Annotated in this window: 16 protein-coding genes; 8 read left to right on the forward strand and 8 right to left on the reverse strand. The window is 71.1% G+C overall.

The window, feature by feature from the left end; genetic code table 11:
• Positions 1-17: 17 nt before the first annotated feature.
• The 4 genes from ACGF8B_RS08625 (at position 18) to ACGF8B_RS08640 (ending at position 3,844) form a co-directional block, all read left to right on the forward strand.
• Complete coding sequence (locus ACGF8B_RS08625) at positions 18-1,061, forward strand: cytochrome P450 (RefSeq protein WP_392736019.1); 1,044 nt, start codon at positions 18-20, stop codon at positions 1,059-1,061.
• A gap of 443 nt (positions 1,062-1,504) precedes the next feature.
• Positions 1,505-2,707 carry a S8 family serine peptidase gene (locus ACGF8B_RS08630; RefSeq protein ID WP_392736022.1) on the forward strand — a complete coding sequence of 401 codons (1,203 nt, stop codon included), beginning with the start codon at positions 1,505-1,507 and terminating at the stop codon, positions 2,705-2,707.
• Positions 2,708-2,828: 121 nt separating this feature from the next.
• On the forward strand, positions 2,829-3,434 hold the full coding sequence (locus ACGF8B_RS08635; RefSeq protein ID WP_392736023.1) for a DUF1697 domain-containing protein: 606 nt from the start codon (positions 2,829-2,831) through the stop codon (positions 3,432-3,434).
• Positions 3,431-3,844 carry a DUF4440 domain-containing protein gene (locus tag ACGF8B_RS08640; protein ID WP_392736026.1) on the forward strand — a complete coding sequence of 138 codons (414 nt, stop codon included), beginning with the start codon at positions 3,431-3,433 and terminating at the stop codon, positions 3,842-3,844. The genes ACGF8B_RS08635 and ACGF8B_RS08640 overlap by 4 nt, the downstream gene beginning before the upstream one ends.
• A 45-nt stretch (positions 3,845-3,889) precedes the next feature.
• Here the strand turns inward: ACGF8B_RS08640 and ACGF8B_RS08645 are convergent, their stop codons facing one another.
• From ACGF8B_RS08645 to ACGF8B_RS08660, 4 genes are all read right to left on the reverse strand, one after another.
• Positions 3,890-4,675: an ABC transporter ATP-binding protein gene (locus tag ACGF8B_RS08645; protein ID WP_392736477.1), complete on the reverse strand. Its 786-nt coding sequence runs from the start codon at positions 4,673-4,675 to the stop codon at positions 3,890-3,892.
• Positions 4,676-4,806: 131 nt separating this feature from the next.
• Positions 4,807-5,676: an aldo/keto reductase gene (locus ACGF8B_RS08650; RefSeq protein ID WP_392736028.1), complete on the reverse strand. Its 870-nt coding sequence runs from the start codon at positions 5,674-5,676 to the stop codon at positions 4,807-4,809.
• Positions 5,677-5,726: 50 nt separating this feature from the next.
• On the reverse strand, positions 5,727-6,149 hold the full coding sequence (locus ACGF8B_RS08655) for a fibronectin type III domain-containing protein (protein WP_392736030.1): 423 nt from the start codon (positions 6,147-6,149) through the stop codon (positions 5,727-5,729).
• 357 nt (positions 6,150-6,506) lie between these two features.
• Positions 6,507-7,100, reverse strand: coding sequence for a TetR/AcrR family transcriptional regulator (locus ACGF8B_RS08660; protein ID WP_392736031.1), 594 nt, complete (start codon positions 7,098-7,100; stop codon positions 6,507-6,509).
• A gap of 214 nt (positions 7,101-7,314) precedes the next feature.
• Here ACGF8B_RS08660 and ACGF8B_RS08665 point away from each other — a divergent pair, with 214 nt between their 5' ends.
• The 4 genes from ACGF8B_RS08665 to ACGF8B_RS08680 all read left to right on the forward strand — a co-directional run bounded on the left by ACGF8B_RS08665 (position 7,315) and on the right by ACGF8B_RS08680 (position 10,795).
• A complete protein-coding gene (locus ACGF8B_RS08665; RefSeq protein ID WP_392736032.1) occupies positions 7,315-8,439 on the forward strand; it encodes an FAD-dependent oxidoreductase in 1,125 nt (374 codons plus the stop codon).
• A 624-nt stretch (positions 8,440-9,063) separates the two neighbouring features.
• On the forward strand, positions 9,064-9,279 hold the full coding sequence (locus tag ACGF8B_RS08670; RefSeq protein WP_392736034.1) for a hypothetical protein: 216 nt from the start codon (positions 9,064-9,066) through the stop codon (positions 9,277-9,279).
• Between the two features lie 191 nt (positions 9,280-9,470).
• The gene (locus ACGF8B_RS08675; protein WP_392736036.1) at positions 9,471-10,061 is read left to right on the forward strand and encodes a TIGR03086 family metal-binding protein; all 591 of its coding nucleotides are present in this window, start codon (positions 9,471-9,473) and stop codon (positions 10,059-10,061) included.
• 128 nt (positions 10,062-10,189) lie between these two features.
• Positions 10,190-10,795, forward strand: a complete 606-nt coding sequence (locus ACGF8B_RS08680; protein WP_392736038.1) for a DsbA family protein — start codon at positions 10,190-10,192, stop codon at positions 10,793-10,795.
• Between the two features lie 12 nt (positions 10,796-10,807).
• Here ACGF8B_RS08680 and ACGF8B_RS08685 read toward each other — a convergent pair whose 3' ends face one another.
• Genes ACGF8B_RS08685 through ACGF8B_RS08700 form a run of 4 tightly spaced genes read right to left on the reverse strand, consistent with a single transcriptional unit; the run spans position 10,808 to position 14,422 of the window.
• Entirely contained in the window at positions 10,808-11,587 is a 780-nt protein-coding gene (locus ACGF8B_RS08685) for a sirohydrochlorin chelatase (RefSeq protein WP_392736040.1), read from the reverse strand.
• Between the two features lie 8 nt (positions 11,588-11,595).
• Positions 11,596-12,486: an ABC transporter permease gene (locus tag ACGF8B_RS08690; RefSeq protein WP_392736042.1), complete on the reverse strand. Its 891-nt coding sequence runs from the start codon at positions 12,484-12,486 to the stop codon at positions 11,596-11,598.
• Positions 12,473-13,264: an ABC transporter ATP-binding protein gene (locus ACGF8B_RS08695; protein WP_124721231.1), complete on the reverse strand. Its 792-nt coding sequence runs from the start codon at positions 13,262-13,264 to the stop codon at positions 12,473-12,475. Before ACGF8B_RS08695 ends, ACGF8B_RS08690 begins: the two co-directional genes overlap by 14 nt.
• Positions 13,265-13,306: 42 nt before the next feature.
• Positions 13,307-14,422 carry an ABC transporter substrate-binding protein gene (locus ACGF8B_RS08700; protein WP_392736044.1) on the reverse strand — a complete coding sequence of 372 codons (1,116 nt, stop codon included), beginning with the start codon at positions 14,420-14,422 and terminating at the stop codon, positions 13,307-13,309.
• Between the last annotated feature and the right edge of the window lie 148 nt (positions 14,423-14,570).

Genomic DNA, 14,570 nt, shown 5'->3' on the forward strand with positions numbered 1-14,570 from the left:
CTTCTTGGAGACCACCGATGTACATGTCCGGTACCGGCAGCCGCGCCCGGGACGTCGTCTTCGCGCCGAGACTCCAGGCGCTCCTGAGAGATCACCGCGGCGAGGAGGTCTTCCGCCTCGATCCCGGCACCGTCGGTGTGGCCGGGGCCGAACTGACCGACCGGATCCTCGCCGCCAGGCCGGCCACCGAGGTCGAGCGGCCCACGTTCAAGCCCCTGCACGGGCGGTCCATCCCGCGCACCGAGGCGTCCACGGTCATGCAGGCCATCGGCAAGGACGTCCGGACGGCGCTGAAGAAGCCCGTCGGGAGGGTCGACCTGTCCGGTGAATGGCCGCACGTGGGCCATGTGTTCCTGCGCGACCTGGTGCTGGAGGGTGACCCGTACCGGCTGCGCATCCTCATGGACCGCGCGCTGGAGCTGACGCCCAAACTCACCTGGACGGTCATCGCCGCGGGGGCGGCGCTGCCCGGCAGGCTCCGCCCGGGCGCACCCGTCTCCGCCATCGCGGGCCTGACCGCCGAGGCCGGGAGCTACAGCGACCGCCGCTACGCGATGGGGCTGTACCGGCGGGCCGCGGCCCCGGTCTGCTTCACCGTCTCGACGCTCGTCGCCAACGCGCTCTGGCTCGGGTCGCCCTTCGACGACGACACCTCGAACCGGAACATCCTCTACGAGGCGATGCGGCTGCTGCCGCCCTCCTGGAACATTCTGCGCAGGGCGTCACCCGAGTACCCGGCCCTCGACTCCCGGATCGGCGCGGCCGACGACATCCTGCTCCTGCCGCTGCTGAGCCACCGCGACCCGGCGCTCTGGGACGACCCCGACGAGTTCCGCCCCGAGCGCTGGGACAGCCTCGACCCCGACGACCAGCCCGGCTACCTCCCCTTCGGGCACGCCTCCGAGCGCTGTTGGGGCCGGCACATGGTGATGCCGCTCGCCGAGATGCTGCTCGACATGCTGCGCGGCGACGGTCTGACGGTGAGTCCGGAGCAGACCGCGGCGAAGGTGCCGCTCGCCGGCCTGATGGGGGTCTCCGACGTCCGGGTCGTCCGCCCCTGACGAACCCGGACGGCCCCGTACCCCCGCGTGCGCCGTACCCAACCCCGCGCGCGCCGGGCCCAACCCCCGTGCCGAACCCCCGAACCACCCCCTGTACCCGATCCCGAACTCAATTTGGTGACCTCGTGAGGGCTCTGTGAACACGAGGGTGGAATCCAGCCGCCACCCCGCCCGGCCGTACGGTCGGGCGGGGTTGGTCTTCCCGTGTGCGAAGTGTGCCGGTCGAGCCGTAACCCCGGTCCGCGGGGCGGATGTTGAGGCGACCGTGCCCGACTTGGGTGCCACTGGCCGGATTCTTATTACGAAACTTTGTTGAGTAAGTCACAGCCGCATGAAGGTCTTGATCTGGGCGCGTCAATCGGCGAGGGTTTCGAGCCAACCCCCGGAGATCTTCCGGCCGGGGGTCAATCCCCCCACAAAGAATGACGAGGAGATCCCTCTTCATGGCAATTCACAAGCGCGCACGCCGGATCAAGCTGACCGCAGCGATAACCGCGGTGGCCGCGGCCGCCGGAGTCACCCTGCTCAACACCTCGATCGCCGGCGCCGCCCCCGCCCCCGCGATGGGCATCGTCTACGGTGCCGACGCGGCGAACGCCGTGTCGGGCAGCTACATCGTCATGCTGAACGAGAAGACCGACAAGTCGGAGCTCGCCAAGGAGTACGGCGGCAAGCTGAAGCGCAACTACAGCTCCGCCATCAACGGCTTCTCCGCCAGCGGCCTTTCGCTCACCGAGGCCAAGCGCCTGGCGGCCGACCCGGCCGTGTCCAAGGTCGTCCAGAACAAGAAGTTCCACATCGACGAGACCCAGGACAACCCGCCGTCGTGGGGCCTGGACCGGATCGACCAGACCGAGACGGCCGGCGACAACGCGTACACCTACCCGGACAGCGCGGGCGAGGGTGTCACCGCGTACGTCATCGACACCGGCGTGCGCACCACGCACAACGAGTTCGAGGGCCGGGCCAGCTCGGGCTACGACGCCGTGGACAACGACGACAGCGCCGACGACGGCAACGGCCACGGCACCCATGTGGCGGGCACCATCGCCGGTGCGACCTACGGTGTGGCCAAGAAGGCCAAGATCGTCGCCGTCCGGGTGCTCGACGACTCCGGCTCGGGCACCACCGAGCAGGTCGTCGCCGGTATCGACTGGGTCACCGAGAACCACGAGGGCCCCTCCGTCGCCAACATGAGCCTCGGCGGCGGCGCGGACGAGGCGCTCGACGCCGCGGTCCAGAAGGCCATCGCCTCCGGAGTCACCTTCGCGGTGGCCGCCGGCAACGACTCCGCCGACGCGAGCGAGAGCTCCCCGGCCCGCGTCCCGGAGGCCATCACGGTCGCCTCGTCCACGGTGGACGACGAGCAGTCGTACTTCTCCAACTACGGCTCGATCGTGGACATCTACGCTCCGGGCTCGGACATCACCTCGTCCTGGAACGACAGCGACGACGCCTCCAACACCATCTCCGGCACGTCCATGGCGACCCCGCACGTCGTCGGTGCCGCCGCCGTCTACCTCGCCGGCCACCCGGACGCCACGCCGGAGGAGGTCGCCACCGCGCTGACCGACGGTGCCACCCCCGACGCGATCTCCAACGCGACCGAGGGCACCCCCAACAAGCTGCTGAAGGTCGTCGAGTAACCGACCCCGCAGCCGTGACCGGGTGAACGAAGACCGGCACAACGGAATCGGCGGCCGCCGCGCTCTCCCCCACGGGGCGCGGCGGCCGCTCCGTGCGAAGAGATCGTCCTATGGTGTGCCCATGACGATGTACGCGGCGCTGTTGCGCGGGATCAATGTGAGCGGCCACAAGAGGGTTCCGATGGCCGAACTGCGTCTGCTGCTCACCGAACTGGGACACGGGGACGTCCGCACCCATCTGCAGAGCGGCAACGCCGTCTTCAGCACCACTTCCGACGACGAGAACGCACTCGCCGCCGAGCTGGAGCAGGCGATCGAGAAGCGGTTCGGGTTCCCCGTCCCCTGCCTGGTCCGGGACGGCGCCTACCTGGCCGCAGTTGCGGCGGCCTGCCCGTTCCCGGCCGCCGAACTCGAAGGCAGACAGCTCCACATCACGTACTACGACCGGCCGGTCGACGCCGACCGGTTCGCCCGGATCGACCCGGCGGTCTTCCGCCCCGAGGCGTTCGGCCTCGGCGACCGTGCGCTCTACCTCTACGCACCCGACGGACTGGGCCGCTCGAAGCTCGCCGAGGCACTGTCCCGGACCTCCGTGACCAAGGGGCTCGTCGCCACCTCGCGCAACTGGAACACGGTGGAGAAGCTGGTGCGGATGACAGCGCCCCCGGGGGCGGCACCGGACGGACCGGCACACGGCAGACCCGCGCGCGACGGAGCCCCGGCATGACCGACCCGACCCCCGGAGTGGCAGCGGCGGTCGAGGGCGAGCTGCGCCTCCTGGACCCGGCCGTGCGCGCCTCCGCCGACCTCCTCTCCCAGGTGCTGCACCCCGACTACCGAGAGATCGACTCGTCCGGCCGGGTCTGGGACCGGGACACCATGATCGCCTCACTCACCTCGGCGGACGCCCCCCGCGCCGGCCAGATGACCGCGTCCCGGATGAGCGGGATCCAGCTCGCCGACCACCTCGTCCACCTCACCTACGACACCGAGACGAAGGGACACCTGGCCCACCGCAGCTCGGTGTGGCGGCTGACCGGATCGCGCTGGGAGCTGTACTACCACCAGGCGACCCCGTTCGGCTCCGGCGCGGACGCCGGCCAGGACACCGGCCAGGACACCGGCACCGGCGGATAGCGCCCGACGCCCGCCGCCCGCCGCCCGACGCTCGGCGGCCGGCGGTCAGGTCCGGGTGACGCGCTGCGCCCGTGCCGCCCACCGGCCGTCCGTGCGGGAGATCCTCACCGGATGCCCGAAACAGTCGCTGACCCGGTCCGTGGTCAGCACCTCGTCCGCCGGACCCGAGGCCAGACAGCGGCCGCCCCGGAGCAGCAGCGCATGCGTGGTGGAGGCGGGCAGCTCCTCCAGATGATGGGTGACCAGGACCGTCGCCAGCTCCGGATGTTCCTCGCGCAGTACGTCCAGGCTGTCGAGCAACTGCTCGCGCGCCGCGAGGTCCAGACCGGTGGCCGGCTCGTCGAGCAGCAGCAGCCGGGGCTGCGGCATCAGGGCGCGGGCGATGAGCGTACGACCCCGCTCACCCTGCGACAGCGCGGGCCAGCGCGACTGCGACTTGCCGCCCATGCCCAGCATCTTCAGCAACCGCTCCGCCCGGTCCCGCTGCTCCTCGCTCACCGAACGGCGCGGCACCGGCTCGACCGAGTTGGTCAGACCGGTCAGCACCACCTCGTGCACCGACAGCGGGGAACGCAGCGGATGACGCGGATTGACATGCCCGAGCAGCGACCGCAGCTCCCGCAGATCGACCCGGCCGAGGGTGCGTCCCAGCACCTCCACCGACCCCCGGGTGGGATGGCTCACCGCGCCGAGCAGTCCCAGCAACGTGCTCTTCCCGGCACCGTTGGCGCCGAGCAGCGCCCAGTGTTCACCGCTCCGTACGGTCAGCGAGACCGAGTCGAGCAGCACATTGCCTTCCCGTACGAGTGAGACGCCGTCGGCCAGGATCACCGGGACGGCGGCTCCGTCGGCACCGTCCGTACCCGGCCCCGGCGCGGGAACGGCGGCCGGGACGGGGACGGCGGAGGTGGCAGGGGTGGTGGAGGTGACAGGAACGGTGGTCACGTGCGGGGTACTCCTCTTCATGCGGGTGCGAGCGCCTCCAGGCCGCTCAGGTCCTCGGCGGACAGCCGGATCTCCCGGGCCCCCAGGTTCTCCGCCAGATGGACGGCCGAACCGGTGCCCGGGGTCGGGCACAGCACGGGGGACCGGTGCAGCAGCCAGGCGAGGGCGATCTGCCCGCGGGTGGCACCGTGCCGATCGGCGATCTTGGCGAGAGCCGCTGCGGCATCGCCGGTCAGAGCGCCGTTGGCCAGCGGGAACCAGGGCAGAAAAGCCAGGCCGTGGGCCTCGCGCACCTTCAGTACGGCGTCCGAGGAACGGTCGAGGAGATTGAACCGGTTCTGCACCGAGGCGATCCCGGTCAGGGAGAGAGCCTGCTCCAGCTGGTCGGCGGTAAGGGTGTCCAGACCGATGTGCCGGATCTTACCCTCCTGCCGCAGCGCGTCCAGCGTGCCCAACTGGTCGGCCATGGGCACTTCCGGGTCCAGCCGGTGCAGTTGGTAGAGGTCGATCCGGTCCGTCCGCAGCCGCCGCAGACTGGCCTCGCACATCGCCCGCAACCGCTCCGGCCGCCCCGCGATGTGCCAGGCGGTGTCGCTCGTACGCACCACCCCGCCCTTGGTCGCGATCACCAGATCGTCGCGGTACGGATGGAGCGCCTCGGCGACGAGCTCCTCGGCCAGCTCCGGCCCGTAGTTGTCGGCGGTGTCGATGAGTGTGACGCCCTGCTCGACGGCGGCCCGGAGCACGGCCACGGCATCCTCCCGCCCGCCGCGCGGCCCCCAGTATCCGGGGCCGGTCAGCTGCGCGGTGCCGTAGCCGAGCCGGCGTACGGGCACCTCGCCGCCGAGCAGGAACGTATCGTCGAGTGGCTGTGAGAGGGAGGACATCCCCCCATGGTAGGAGCGTGCCCCGTCACCGGGAGCGCGCCCCGTCGGGCTCAGGTGGTGACGGTGAGGATTGCCGAGCCGGTCGTCCGGTGGGCCGCGTTCTCGGCGTACACCCGGAAGTGGAACGTCCGGCCGGCCGCCAGGCGGAACGTGAACGAGTTGCCGTCCAGCAGCGGCCCCGAGGCGCGGACGAAGCAGGGCCCGTCGGCAGTCGAGGGCCCGCTGCAGCCCCCCTCGCGATACCCGGTCGTCACCGTGTCGGCCGGGTCCTTCGGATCCCACCGCACGGTCACCAGCTCGGTGGCCGCGTCATAGCTGTACGCCAACCCGGTCGGCGCCGGCGCCGGAGCCGCCGCGGCCCGGGTGATCCCGGACGGCGCGGCCACCGCCGGAACGGTGGTGGCTCCCCCCGCCGCCACCAGCGCGACGAGAACCGCCGCTGCGCGGCGGGCGATTCGTATGCGGTCTCGCACGTTCCCTCCAGGATCCCGATCGGTCGGACCGGTGGAACGGTACGAGCGCGGGCGGGAGCCCGGATGGCGGTGGACGGACGGTGTGATGGCGAACAGCTGAAGCCTTGCCCCAACGGACTGGGACGCGGAGCGCCGCAGCCGGGCGACGGGAGCGCCCCCGGTCCCTGATCCGGCCTGATCCAGACGAAAGAACCCAAGGGCTGTCCCGCAATTCCTGGCGGGCGTGCGACGACAGCTACGGCACCTCGCCGCGTTGTCGGAACGTCCACATACATCCGGTATGTGGACATCCCTCCGCCCTGCGATGCACCGCGTCCGACGCCGCACGCTGTTCCACCAGGAATTGCGGGACAGCCCTTAGGCGGCGGTCGGCCCGCCGGGCGGTCGCCAGCCGTTGGCCAGAATGTCGAAGACCTCCTCGATCGCCGCCCGGTGGTCCCTCTGCCCCTGGACCAGCACGGGAACCTCAAGAGCGAATCGGGCGAGTGTGGCGCAGGCGAGGTTGCCGGGTTCCACCCCGAGTTCGTCGGCGATGGCCGCGCCGAGGGTGTCGGTGTGCCGGGTCCACATGCGCTCGGCGTACGCGCGCAGTGCCGGAGTGGAGTCCACCAGGTGGTTGAACTCCTCCCGCTGCGGATGCGCCGCGATCGGCAGCCAGGTGTCCAGCACATGTCGGCGCAGCGCGTCGAGAACGCTGTGGCCGGCATCGCGTCGGCGTACCGCGGCGACCAGTTGTGCGTCCATGCTCTCCTCCTGGTCGAAGACGAGGGCTTCCTTGCCGGTGAAGTGCTTGAACACCGTGGTGGTCGACACATCGGCCGCCTCGGCGATGTCCCGGATGCTCACGGCGTCGTAGCCGCGCTCCAGGAAGAGGCGGAGCGCGGCATCGGCGATCGCTTGCCGGGTGGCCGCCTTCTTGCGTTCGCGGCGGCCGATCGGGGGCTCGGTCATGGGGGCGAGCCTAGCCGATCACGTATTCGTCCACCTAGTTGCTTTCAAAGCTAAGTTTTCAAATTACACTTTTTTACGCAGTCAACTTTCTGTTACTGTGAAGCGGCGGGCGCCACGTACCCCGGCCGGCACCTCGTCGACCGCCTTTGGGCGGCGCCCCGGCCGGCGGGCTCTCCCGCACTCCTCGTCCACTGCACCGGTGAAAGGAACTCCCATGTCCTCTCCGAATCCCTCCCGTGCCCGGATCAGCGTCATCGGGGCCGGTCCGGGTGGGCTGACCTGCGCCCGCGTCCTCCAGCGGCACGGCCTCACGGTCACCGTCCACGACCGCGACGCCGGCCCCGACTCCCGTGACCAGGGCGGCACGTTGGACCTGCACGCCGACAACGGGCAGATCGCCCTGCGCGCGGCCGGTCTGCTGGACGAGTTCTTCGCGCTGGCCCGCCCCGAAGGCCAGGAGATGCGCCGCATCGACCCGACGGGCACGGTCGTGTCCCGCCAAGTCCCGGCGCCCGACGAGCTGTTCAAGCCGGAGATCGACCGCGGACTGCTGCGCGGGATGCTGCTCGACTCCCTCGCGCCCGGCACCGTCCGGTGGGGCCGAGCACTGGAACGCGTCAGCGGGCCCGCCGAGGGCCCGCGCCGGCTGCACTTCGCCGACGGCACCGTCGTCGAAACCGATCTGGTGGTGGGGGCCGACGGCGCGTTCTCCCGGGTCCGCCCGGCGGTTTCCCCGGCCACCCCCGAATACAGCGGGGTGAGCTTCCAGGAGGCGTGGTTCGACGACGTCGACAACCGGCACCCCGAGATCGCGGAGCTGGTCGGCCAGGGCGGCGCCCACGCCGCCGACGGCGATCGCGCCATGTTCGCCCAGCGCAACGGCGGCAACCACATTCGCGTCTACCTCATCCAGCGCGCCCCGGCCGACTGGATCCGGGCGAGCGGCCTGACGCCCCAGGACACCGACGGCATCCGCTCCCTGCTCCTGGAACGCTTCGCCCACTGGTCGCCGCTCATGCGCCGGATGATCACCGACAACGACGGCCCCTACGTCGGCCGCCCGATCCTCGCCCTGCCCGTCCCGCACACCTGGGAGCACAACCCCACGGTGACCCTGCTCGGTGACGCCGCCCATCTGATGCCGCCGCTCGGCGTCGGCGTCAACCTCGCCATGCTCGACGCCGCGGACCTGGCCCTGGCCCTGGCCGACGCGGCCACCGTCGGCGACGCCGTCCACATCTACGAGAAGGCCATGCTGCCCAGGTCGACCGGGACGGCACAGATCCTTGAGGGCGGCGCCGAACAGCTGCTGGCCATGGAGGCGCCCGAATCGTCCTGACGCAAGAGGGAGTTGGGGCCCGAAGCCGCCTCCGTGATCCGCCGGACGTCCCTGCTCCCGGCCGGTCGGCCCGCGCGTCGACCGCTTCCACGGCCGGGGCCGGCCGCTCGGCTCCACGTACCACCGTGCGTCACGACGCCACCGAGCGGTGGACGCCGTCCGTCAAGACCACGCGTGCCGAGCATCCCTAACGGGGGAAGTGTGCGCGCATAACCGCAGTTGGCTGGTGTGCACGCACACGCCATCCCTACGGTCGTCCGTACCCGACTCACTGGTTGCGACAGGGGCGTACCCGCGATGGCGAAGACGACGACCAAGGTGTACGAGGCCGGCCCGGGCCGGCGGGCGCGCATCGTCCGACCGGGAACCGGACATGAGCGCCGCCCGGCCGCGAACCTCCCCCGGGCCGGCGCGCGCCGCCTCCGTCCCGGCAGTCAGGCGATATCCACGGCCGACAGCATGACGGAACGTCTGCACTGCGTCTGTCTCTGCCACACCCACCCGCGAGAGAGGACGGCACCATGAAGTGTGCCAAATGCGGCAACCAGATGAGTCAGAACGTCGGCGGTTGGTGGACCTGCTGGGGCTGCGGAAACACCCAACCACCGGGATACACGGATGTCGATGAACTGCCCCCGGTGCGAGCGGCGGTTGGGCCCGCCACGGGCAGGCCGGTGCCGGTGCACCGCCTGCTCGTACGAGATCGGGGCCGACGCGTGGACGTTCCACCAGGAGCTGGTCGCCGAGCTGGAGGCCGACGAGAAGGCGTTCTTCGAGCGTGTGCGGCAGCGCACCGAGCACCTGCGGTCGCTGGTGCCGGCATGGCAACGAACCCACTGAACACGGCCCCCGCCCGCAGCCGCTGACCACGCCCACCCGCGTGCGGGCGGGTCCTGCCCCCGCCCGCACCCCGGGCCGTCGGCCGGGTGGTGACCGCCGGGGGCGGACGGGCGGGGCGGGACGGAACGGTGTGCGGGGCGTGTCGCTTTTCTTCAATCCCGGGGGTCGGGGGCGGTCATAGTCTGGGCGGCATGAAGAACGAGCACGCGCACATGACCGAAGTCGCCGCCGAGGCGGCCCGTATCGCCCGCTCCATCAGCGCCGAGCAGCTCGACGCGCCGGACACGCCCTGTGGTGACTGGGACGTGCGCGGGCTCGTCAACCACTGGGTGCTGTACACCTCCCACGGCCTGGAGCACCGGGCCCTGCGCAAGGACCTCCCGGAGGAGCTCACCACACGCGACTTCACCGCCGACACCGACTGGGCGCGGCGGTACGCCGAGCAGCTGGACCGCGCCGTCGCCGCCTGGGCGGACCCGGTCGTCTGGGACGGTGAGATCGACCTCGGGGGATCGGCCTCGCCGGCCGCCGAGATCGCCGCGATGCTCATCGAGGAGACGGCCCTGCACGGGTGGGACGTGGCCCGGGCCGTGGGGGAGGAGTTCCGGCTCTCCGACGAGGCGTCCGCCTATGTGCTCGGCGTCGTCGACAGCACCGCCGCGCTCTACCGGCAGTACGACGGCTTCGCCGACGAGGTGACGGTGCCCGCATCGGCGTCGGTGTTCGAACGGGCGCTGGCCCACAGCGGACGAGACCCGCACTGGACGGGAACCGCCGGCTGAGAGCCCCTTGCGGGGCGGACATCGCCGGTCGTGGTACCCGCGAGCCGGGTGCGCCCTGCGAAATGGCCCAGTCGACCGGGTGGCCAATGGCCCGGAAGGCGGTGCCAATGCGTGGCTACAGTCGAGGCATGAACACAACCGTCGACTTCTACTTCGACCCGGCCTGCCCGTTCGCCTGGATCACCTCCCGCTGGATGCTGGAGGTCGAGCAGCAGCGCGACATCGATCTCCGGTTCCGCGTCATGAGCCTCTACCTGCACAACACCGGCAACGAACTCCCCGACTGGTACCGGGACCTGGTCGACAGGTCGATCGGCCCGGTGCGCGTCGCGGTCGCCGCGGCGGACGCCCACGGCGACGGTGTCCTGCGCGATCTCTACACCGCGATGGGCGTCCGGATCCACCGGCAGAAGAACGAGGACTTCGACGAGGTGATCGCCGAGTCCCTCGCGGAGCTCGGGCTGCCCGCCTCGCTCGCCGGCGCCGCGCACTCGGAGGCGTACGACGAGGCGCTCCGGCGCAGCCATGACGCGGGCAAGGACCCGGAGGCGGACGCGTACGTCGGTACGCCCACGATCCACGTCGACGGGGCGGTGTGGTTCGGGCCCGTCCTGCGGGCGGCACCGCGCGGCGAGGAGGCCGGGCGGCTCTTCGACAGCTTCCGGGTGCTCGCCGGGAGTCCGGACCTCTTCGAGATCAAGCGGACCCGCACGGGCAGTCTGGACGTGGGGTGAGCGGGAGCCGGGTCAGGCGGTGAGCGCCGCCGGCCGGGCTGCCGCACCGCGGGCCCCGTCGCTGCGGGCCTCGTCGTAACGGGTCAGCAGCAGCCGCGCCAACTCCGGTGCGGGGCCCAGCACATCGGCCAGCACGTCCGCGCCCGCCGCCCCTTCGGCGATCCGGTCCGGGAGCCGGCCGGGAGCGATGACGTACGGCGCCACCGCCACCCGGCGCACGCCTTCGGCCCGCAGGGCCCGTACCGCGTCCTCGGTACGGGGGAAGCCCGCGGGGGATGTGGCGGAGGCGAACGCAGGCCGCACGGAACACCAACCGGTGTGCCGCAGCTCCCGCGCGATTTCAGCGATCACTGCGATCGCCTCCGGGTCTGTGGAGCCCGCCGAGGCCAGGACGAGCCCGGTCGAGCTTCGGTCACCGGGACGGATCCCGGCCTCTCGCAGGCGCCGTTCCAGCGCCGAGTTCAGCAACGGCGACGGACCGAGCACCTCGGCCTGCCGGACCCGCAGCCGGGGCAGCCCGGTCCGGGCCCCGCGCAGCACCGTCGGGATGTCGGACTTGGCGTGGAAGGCCCGGGTGAGCAGGAGGGGGAGCGCGATCACGTCCTCCGCGGCCCCCGCGGCCAGGCGTTCCAGGACCCTGGGCACCGACGGTGCGTTGAAGTCCAGGAACCCCGTCTCCACACGGAGCCCCGGACGCAGCGACCGTACCCGCGCGGTGAGCGCGTGCACGGTCGCCGCGTGCCGTGGATCGCGGCTGCCGTGGGCGATGACGAGGAGCACCGGAGCGGTCATGGTCGCACTCAGCTCTTGACGAGGAGGCCGCGGCTGCGCAGCACCCACCGCTCCAGCGGACTGAAGATCAGCAGGTCGATCGCGATGCCGACGGTCAGGATCAGGATGATGGCGAGGAACACCATCGACATGCTGCTGGTCTCCCGGCCCTGTTCCAGCAACTGGCCCAGGCCCACGCCCAGATCGGGCGAGGAGGCGATGATCTCGGCGGCCATCAGCGAACGCCAGGAGAACGCCCAGCCCTGCTTCAGACCCGCCAGATAGCCGGGCAGCGAGGCCGGCAGCACGATGTGCCAGGTGCCGCGCAGCCCGGTGGCGCCCAGCGTCCGGCCGGCCCGCAGATGCAGCGGCGGGATCTGGTCGACGCCCGATACCAGACCGTTGGCGATCGACGGGACCGCGCCCAGCAGGATCACCGCGAACATCATCCGGTCGTTGAGGCCCAGCCAGATCACCGCCGGGGGCACCCATGCCACCGAGGGCAGCGACTGGAGTCCGGAGAGCACCGGCCCGATCGCGGCGCGCACCAGCTTGACGCGCGACACCAGCAGCCCGAGCGGGGTGCCGATGACCAGCGCCAGCAGGAATCCCAGCAGACCGCGCGAGACACTGGTCCAGATGAAGCCGAGCAGGGTGCCCTGCGCCCAGGCGTCGGTCACCTCGCCCCAGACCAGGGACGGCGACGGCAGCTTGTAGTCGTCGGTGACCTTCGCCCAGATCAGGATCTGCCAGACGACGAGCACCAGGACCACGGCCACGGCCGGCGGCAGCACCTTGCGCACCAGCACCTCGCGGACCGGGGTCCGGCTCACCCGCACCGCGTCGAGTGCGTCCAGTCCCGCCTCCAGGCCCGCCAGGTTCCGGGCGGTGTCCTTGGCGGCGGTCTCAGTGCTGGCCATGTCGGCGGATCTCCCCACGCAGTTCTTCGGTGATCTCCACGGACAGCTCGGCCACCGCGGTGTCCTCGATGCGGCGCGGCTGGTCGATGTCGACCGTCCACTCCCGGGCGACCCGGCCCGGCCGCGACGAGAGCAGGACGACCCGCTCGGCGAGCCGGACCGCCTCGCGCACGTTGTGCGTGACGAAGAGGACCGAGACGTTCGTCTCGCGCCAGATCCGGGTCAGCTCGTCGTGCAGCACGTCCCGGGTGATGGCGTCGAGAGCGGCGAACGGCTCGTCCATCAGCAGCAGTTGACTGTCCTGGGCGAGCGCGCGGGCCATCGCCACCCGCTGCCGCATGCCGCCCGAGAGCTCGTGCACCCGCTTCCCGTACGCCCCGCCGAGTCGTACGAGTTCGAGCAGGCGTTCCGCCTCGGTACGGCGGTCGGACTTGGGCACGCCGCGCAGCCGCAGCGCGAGTTCGATGTTCTTGCCCGCGGTCAGCCACGGGAAGAGGGCGTGCTCCTGGAACATCAGGGCCGGCCGCCCGCCGGGGGTCTCGATGGACCCCGCGGTCGGGCGGTCGAGTCCGGCCACCAGGTTGAGCAGGGTCGACTTGCCGCACCCGGAGGCACCCAGAAGGGTGACGAACTCGCCGGGAGCGACATCGAGTGTGATGTCGTCCAGTACGAGCTGCTGTCCCTCCGGTCCGCCGAAGGACTTCGAGACATGGGCGATGCGGGCGGCGTGCCCGACCGCCGTACGGTCCTCGGCCTTGGTGAGCGTGGTGGTCGCCATGGTCGTCACCTCCTGGGAATCCTGTTCGGGTGCCGGACGCTGCTACTTGACGCCGAGACCGGCGTCGGCGACCTCGGGCCTGCCCGCGGCCCCGAGGATCGTGTTCAGCGGCTTCAGGTCGTAGATGCCCGTCAGGTCCGTCTGCTCCAGCAGGCCGGCCTTCACCGCGTGCTTGGCCTCGGTGTCGAGCGTGGCGGCCAGCGGGTCGTCGATGAACTGGACGGACTTCCACGCCGGGTCGAGGATCTCGGCCGGCAGCGCCTTGCCGCTGAGCTCCTTGAGCGCGGTGTTCGCGGAGGCCTTCGCCTTGTCCGGGTTGGCGTTGATCCACGCGTTGGTGGCGACCGTGCCGCGCAGCACCGCCTCGACGACGTCCCGGTGCTCGGCGAGGAACTTCTGCGACACGATGATGTTGGTGATCACGAACTTGTCGTCCGGCCACAGCGTCGACTCGTCGAGGAGTTCCTTCGCGCCCTGGGCGACCAGCTTGGACGCCGTCGGCTCGGGCACCCAGGCACCGTCGATGGAACCCGAACGGTAGGCGTCCGGCGTCACCTTGTTGTCCGTACGGACCACCGAGACGTCGCCCTTGCCGCTGCTGGCGTCGACCTTCCAGCCCTTCTCGGAGATCCAGTTGAGGAAGGCCACGTCCTGGGTGTTGCCGAGCTGCGGGGTGGCGATCTTCTTGCCCCTGAGGTCGTCCAGGGTCTTGATCTTCTTCGGGTTGACGACCAGCTTCACCCCGCCGGACGCCGAACCGCCGATGATCCGCAGGCTCTTGCCCTTGGACTTGGTGAAGCCGTTGATGGCGGGGGAGGGGCCGATGAAGCCGATGTCGATCGAGCCCGCGTTGAGCGCCTCGATCTCGGACGGACCGGCGTTGAACGTCGACGGCTTCACCGAGGTGGCGCCGAGCTCCTTGGCGATGATGCCCTCCTGGATGCCGACCAGGGCCGTGGCGTGGGTGAGGTTCGGGAAGTAGCCGATCTTCACGGTGTCCGCGGAGAGCTTCTTGCCGCCGGCGGCGGCGGTGTTCGCCCCGGTGTCGTCCTGCTTCGCCTCGGAGCCGTAGCCGCAGGCGGTGAGCGCTACGGCGAGCAGCGGGAGGGCGGCGACAGCGGCGAGACCGCGGCGCATCGTGGTACGGGGGGCAGGCACGGGAGGTTTTCCTCTCGTTGGCCCGGTGCTCGCGTCCTTCGGTGCTTACGGGGACGCGGCCGGGAGGTCGGCAGGTCTTCGTCTGAACTGGCGGTGCGGGTGGTGCGAGTGGGCGCGCAGGCGGTGCGCGTACGTCATCGCGCACATC

It is taken from the genome of Streptomyces sp. NPDC047917, assembly GCF_043204345.1.
Taxonomy (GTDB): domain Bacteria; phylum Actinomycetota; class Actinomycetes; order Streptomycetales; family Streptomycetaceae; genus Streptomyces; species Streptomyces sanglieri.

What these genes read in the sequence shown, in the direction of transcription:
- ACGF8B_RS08625 (WP_392736019.1), top strand. Translation starts at nt 18, where the DNA reads ATGTACATGTCCGGTACCGGCAGCCGCGCCCGGGACGTCGTCTTCGCG.
- ACGF8B_RS08680 (WP_392736038.1), top strand. Translation starts at nt 10,190, where the DNA reads ATGAACACAACCGTCGACTTCTACTTCGACCCGGCCTGCCCGTTCGCC.
- ACGF8B_RS08650 (WP_392736028.1), bottom strand. Translation starts at nt 5,676, where the DNA reads ATGTCCTCCCTCTCACAGCCACTCGACGATACGTTCCTGCTCGGCGGC.
- ACGF8B_RS08670 (WP_392736034.1), top strand. Translation starts at nt 9,064, where the DNA reads ATGAACTGCCCCCGGTGCGAGCGGCGGTTGGGCCCGCCACGGGCAGGC.
- ACGF8B_RS08665 (WP_392736032.1), top strand. Translation starts at nt 7,315, where the DNA reads ATGTCCTCTCCGAATCCCTCCCGTGCCCGGATCAGCGTCATCGGGGCC.
- ACGF8B_RS08675 (WP_392736036.1), top strand. Translation starts at nt 9,471, where the DNA reads ATGAAGAACGAGCACGCGCACATGACCGAAGTCGCCGCCGAGGCGGCC.
- ACGF8B_RS08695 (WP_124721231.1), bottom strand. Translation starts at nt 13,264, where the DNA reads ATGGCGACCACCACGCTCACCAAGGCCGAGGACCGTACGGCGGTCGGG.
- ACGF8B_RS08630 (WP_392736022.1), top strand. Translation starts at nt 1,505, where the DNA reads ATGGCAATTCACAAGCGCGCACGCCGGATCAAGCTGACCGCAGCGATA.
- ACGF8B_RS08685 (WP_392736040.1), bottom strand. Translation starts at nt 11,587, where the DNA reads ATGACCGCTCCGGTGCTCCTCGTCATCGCCCACGGCAGCCGCGATCCA.
- ACGF8B_RS08640 (WP_392736026.1), top strand. Translation starts at nt 3,431, where the DNA reads ATGACCGACCCGACCCCCGGAGTGGCAGCGGCGGTCGAGGGCGAGCTG.
- ACGF8B_RS08690 (WP_392736042.1), bottom strand. Translation starts at nt 12,486, where the DNA reads ATGGCCAGCACTGAGACCGCCGCCAAGGACACCGCCCGGAACCTGGCG.
- ACGF8B_RS08660 (WP_392736031.1), bottom strand. Translation starts at nt 7,100, where the DNA reads ATGACCGAGCCCCCGATCGGCCGCCGCGAACGCAAGAAGGCGGCCACC.
- ACGF8B_RS08635 (WP_392736023.1), top strand. Translation starts at nt 2,829, where the DNA reads ATGACGATGTACGCGGCGCTGTTGCGCGGGATCAATGTGAGCGGCCAC.